Origin of the sequence: Actinosynnema sp. NPDC023658 (assembly GCF_040639995.1) — a bacterium.
Lineage (GTDB): Bacteria > Actinomycetota > Actinomycetes > Mycobacteriales > Pseudonocardiaceae > Actinosynnema.
The window spans coordinates 1-3403 of sequence record NZ_JBFAAX010000616.1; the positions used below are offsets into that span (position 1 = coordinate 1).

Annotated in this window: 2 protein-coding genes; both read left to right on the plus strand. The window is 72.8% G+C overall.

All coding sequences use genetic code 11. The features are described from left to right. Nucleotides 1-523: 523 nt before the first annotated feature. A complete protein-coding gene (locus AB0G02_RS32155) occupies nucleotides 524-2194 on the plus strand; it encodes a VWA domain-containing protein (protein ID WP_360801649.1) in 1671 nt (556 codons plus the stop codon). Nucleotides 2195-2320: 126 nt separating this feature from the next. Next, the coding region (locus AB0G02_RS32160; RefSeq protein WP_360801652.1) for a hypothetical protein at nucleotides 2321-3403 on the plus strand (1083 nt) is incomplete at its 3' end.

A 3403-nucleotide genomic window follows, 5' to 3' on the forward strand; every position in this document is an offset into this window, starting at 1 on the left:
GTTCCGCAGCGCCCTCGAACGCGGGGAGGCGCCCACCGTCCTCGAAGACGGGCGGCAGCGCCGGGACTTCGTGCACGTCAGCGTTCGCGGCGTTCACCACGACGTCCACCGCATGCTCGGTGATGTCGCCCAGGACCAGCTCGACCCGTGTCACGCCCCCGAGTATCCCAGCCGGCGGCCCACCGCCCCCGGCCACTTCACCGCCGCATTGTCGTCACAATTGTAATTTCGTGCGTAACGATCACCGGATCGAAAACGACGCGAAATGCCCCCTAGACCGAACGGGTGAACACATTGGCTTTTGCCGGAATGCCTGCCTAATCTCGTCCTGCCGACGCCATCCGACTCGCACGGAACCGTCATTCGGTCGGATCTTCGCTGGTCCGCACCTGTTCGGGGACTGACTCAACCGGCTTCGCCGGAATACGCGATCGATTCCAGAGGGGAATCCACGTCAGTCGGCGCGCACGAGGAGGTGCGGAACGTAATGCACAAGAACAACACCCGAAGACGCGCTTGCGGCGTGACCGCGATCCTGCTGGCCGCATTGGCGGCACCACCCGCCACCACCCCCGCGGCCACGGCCGCGGGCGGCACGGTCACCGGCACGAAGGCGCTCGGGGCCGCGGACATCACCTGCGGCGGCTCCGTCCCGGTCACCGTGACGCTGGACGCCGAGAACGGCGTCGCCGGCAGCCCGGTGGACGTCGAACTGGTCCTCGACCGGTCCGGCAGCATGCAGGGCCAGCCGCTCGCCGACCTGAAGGCGGCGGCGAAGGCGTTCGTCGACATCCTCGACGAGGCCACCGACGGCGTGCTCGACGGCGTCGTGGCCAACGGCACCCGGATCGGCGTGGTCAGCTTCGCGGACAACGCCTCGGTGGACACCGCGCTCACGTCCGACGCGAACGCGGTCAAGAGCGCGATCGACGCGCTGGGCGCCGGCGGTTCCACCAACCACTCGGCGGCCATCTCCACCGGCCAGGCGCAGCTGGCCGGCTCCCTGCCGACCAACGCCAAGAAGATGATCGTGATGACCGACGGCGCGACGACCGCGGGCGGTGACGCCAGCGACGACGCGGCGGCGGCGCGCGCGGCCGGCACCGAGATCTTCGGCATCGGCCTCGGCTCGGTCAACTCCGCCGAGATCAAGGACTGGACCACCGACCCGGACACGACCCACTACTTCGCCGCACCGACCTCGGCCGACCTGCAGCAGGTCTTCGAGGCGATCGGCGCGGCCATCGTGGTGCCCGCGGCGACCGGCGTGTCCGTGGTGGACACGGTGGCGCCGCAGTTCTCGATCAGCGACGCGGCGGTGTCCAAGGGCTCGGTCGCGCAGGCGGGCAACCAGCTCACCTGGACCGTCGGGGAGCTCGGCACCGAGACCGCCACGCTGACGTTCACCGCGACGCACCACCCGGCCGCGGGCGGCGGCGCGCTGCCGGTCAACCCGTCGGTCGCCTACACCGACACCGAGGGCCACGCCGTGACGTTCGGCAACCCGTCGGTGAACGTGCACGGCTGCGCCGCGGCCATCGACGTCGAACCGGAGCACGCGGTCAACGAGCTGGGCACGCCCGGCCAGACGCACACCGTGACCGCCACCGTCACCGACGACTTCGGTGCCCCGGTGCCGGCCACCGCGGTCGACTTCTCCGTCCTCAGCGGCCCGAACGCGGGCGCGGCCGGCGGCGCGAACACCTCCGCCGCGGGCACGGCCGACTTCACCTACCCGGGCACCCAGGGCCTCGCGGGCCTCGGCACGGACACGATCCGCGGCTGCTTCACGCACGCCGACGGCCACGCGGTGTGCGACGACGTGCTCAAGGACTGGGTCGACACCACTCCCCCGGTCGTCACGTGCCGGCCGACCAACAACCCGAGCGGCGGGACCATCCCGCCCGCCGACAACGAGGACGGGTTCTTCGTCCTGACCGCGACCGACGCGGTCGACCCGAGCCCGCAGGTCTTCGTCCGCGACTCGGCCAGTCCGGCCGTGTTCGGCGGTTTCCCGAGCGGCACCAAGATCAAGCTGGTGCAGGCTCCCGGTGCGACGCCGAACCAGAAGCCCGGTGTCGGTGACATCAACTGGCGCATCACGCTCAAGGGCGACGCCCTCGTGTACGGCGTGGACGCGTCGGGCAACCAGTCGGCTCCGGTGAGCTGCCTGGTCCCGCCGCCGCCGAAGTAGCGGTCGGTTCCCCGAGGTCGTGAGGGGCGCCCGGTCGGACGTCCCTCACGGCCGGGTCGACCCTCGACGCCGGACCGGGCGCGCACCCGGTCCGGCCTTCCGGACGGCCGCTAGGGTTGCGCGCTCATGGGGGCTGTCGTGTGGTCGTTGCCGGTGCTGCTCGGACTCGTCCTCCCGCTGTGGGAGGGCGGCCCACCGGCCGGGGCGTCGTTCTCGCTGGTGGTCGCCGGCGTGCTGCTGAAGGCGCGGCAGGTCCACGCGTCGCACCCCGGCCACTGGTTCCCGTTGCTGGTGACCGGTTCGACGTTGTTCGCCGCGGCGCTCTCGGTCCGGGCCACCGGGCCGGATCTCCTCCGGAACGGGTCGGCCGCGTTCGGGCTGTGGCGGTTCCTGATCGGGTTCGCGGTCGCCGTCGGTCTCGGCATCTGGGCGTGGCGGTCGCGCAGCGCCACCGTCGCGGTCACGGCGGTGGGCTACCTGGCGGCCGTCTGGTACTTCCTCCGGCCGGAGCCGGCCGAGGACTTCGGCTGGTTCGCCTACGCCCCGGCCGCCGGGTCCCTCCCGGTGGTGCCGCCGTTCGACTTCCCGCCGCACCCGGAACTGGTGGTGGTCGCCGGCGCGGTGCTCGCGCACGCCGTGTCGGACCGCGTGCGCCCGTGGCACGTCCTGGCGATCGCCGGGTTGGTCGGTTCGTTGTGGCACTACAGCGCGCTCGCGCTGGTGGTCGCGGCCGTGGTGGCCGGCGCCCACGACCTGAACGCCCGCCGTCCCGGCGCGTGGTACCCGCTGCTGCTCGTCGGTGTCGGTCTGGTGGTGTGGCCGGTGGTCGACGCGGCGACCGCGCCCCGGTGGACCGATCCGGCTCTCCAAGGCCCGCCCGACGGGTACTACGCGACGCTCACCGCGGTCGACACGAGCGCCTCGGCGGTGGCCGTCTCGTCCGTCGACCACGACGAGCTGTTCCTGGCGTTCGTCGTCGCGGCAGGGCTGGTCGTGTGGTCCTGGCGGCGCAGGAGCCCGGTCATGCTCCTCACGGCCGTCGCCTACCTGGGTGCGGCCTGGTCGCTCGGCGTGCCGGACGGGATCGGCCTCGTGGTGCCGGGCGGGGGGGGCGGGGGCCCGCCGGCGCCGGCGCGCCCCCGCGGCGGGGGCGCAGGCGGGGGGGTGGGGGGGGGGAACAGGACGATTGGGGGGGGGGGGAGGGTGTGT